This is a genomic window from Pseudomaricurvus albidus (genome assembly GCF_018863235.1).
In the GTDB taxonomy this organism is placed as follows: domain Bacteria; phylum Pseudomonadota; class Gammaproteobacteria; order Pseudomonadales; family Cellvibrionaceae; genus Pseudomaricurvus; species Pseudomaricurvus albidus.
In genome coordinates, this window is the sequence record NZ_JAHKRS010000024.1 from 1 (window position 1) to 1,673 (window position 1,673).

General features: G+C 51.6%; 1 protein-coding gene. It reads left to right on the plus strand.

Annotated features, from left to right (window positions below; genetic code table 11):
* Positions 1-1,673: beta strand repeat-containing protein (locus tag KOI40_RS18245; RefSeq protein ID WP_216098976.1), on the plus strand; the 1,673-nt coding region annotated here is incomplete at both ends.

Here is a 1,673-nt window from a genome sequence, read left to right on the forward strand (position 1 = left end):
GTGGCTTGGAAGAAGCGAACGGTGCAGCCGGCAGCAGTGTGCTGGGTACTACCGGTGATGATACCTTTGCTGCCAGTGGCGAAGCTGGAAAGGTCAGTCAGAAAGGTTTGACGTATAGCAACATCACCTCGGTGGATGCCGGTACCGGTACAGATACCCTGACAGCAGGTAATGGCCACATATGGTCACTCACAGGTATCGAAAAAGAACTCATCGAAGATAATATTACCTACTCCAATATGGAGGTGGCCGATGCCAATAATGCGACAGTGCAAGGTGCCGATGATGCAGCAGAAATATTCACGGTTGGCGGAGATGCGAATACGGTCGAGATAAGTGGACTGACGTTTACCAATGTCAATACAGTCAACGGTGGCAGCTCTTCCGATCCGGCGATTAACGATGTGGTGGAATCCACCACGACCCGTGCATGGGAATTGACGACCAATGACAATGAATTGATAGCTGCCGATATTACTTTCAGTGATGTGGAAGTCGCCGAACATGAGGGAACGGTATCCGGTAACAGTTCGGTCACAGGTTCCGGCAATGCCGATACCTTTGAAATTGAAGGCGCCAACACCATCACGGCCAATGGGGTGTTGATCAGCAGTATCGATACCGTCGACGGCGGCAGTAACAGTGGTGGCAACGATGTCTTGACCAGCAGCAGTGCAGAAGCCTGGCAGTTAAGCACGGATGCAGATGTACAAGTGGTTCACTCCGGCATTAACTTCAGTGGCTTGGAAGAAGCGAACGCTGCCACCGGCAGCAGCGTACTGGGTACATCTGGTGATGATACCTTTGCTGCCAGTGGCGAAGCTGGAAAGGTCAGTCAGAAAGGTTTGACGTATAGCAACATCACCTCGGTGGATGCCGGTACCGGTACAGATACCCTGACAGCAGGTAATGGCCACATATGGTCACTCACAGGTATCGAAAAACAACTCATCGAAGATAATATTACCTACTCCAATATGGAGGTGGCCGATGCCAATAATGCGTCAGTGCAAGGTGCCGATGATGCAGCAGAAATATTCACGGTTGGCGGAGATGCGAATACGGTCGAGGTAAGTGGACTGACGTTTACCAATGTCAATACAGTCAACGGTGGCAGCTCTTCCGATCCGGCGATTAACGATGTGGTGGAATCCACCACGACCCGTGCATGGGAATTGACGACCAATGACAATGAATTGATAGCTGCCGATATTACTTTCAGTGATGTGGAAGTCGCCGAACATGAGGGAACGGTATCCGGTAACAGTTCGGTCACAGGTTCCGGCAATGCCGATACCTTTGAAATTGAAGGCGCCAACACCATCACGGCCAATGGGGTGTTGATCAGCAGTATCGATACCGTCGACGGCGGCAATAACAGTGGTGGCAACGATGTCTTGACCAGCAGCAGTGCAGAAGCCTGGCAGTTAAGCACGGATGCAGATGTACAAGTGGTTCACTCCGGCATTAACTTCAGTGGCTTGGAAGAAGCGAACGCTGCCACCGGCAGCAGCGTACTGGGTACATCTGGTGATGATATCTTTGCCGCCAGTGGCGAAGCTGGAAAGGTCAGCCAGAAAGGTTTGACGTATAGCAACATCACTTTGGTGGACGCGGGTACCGGAATAGACACCTTGACGGCCAGTGATGGTCATACCTGGACGTTAACCGGC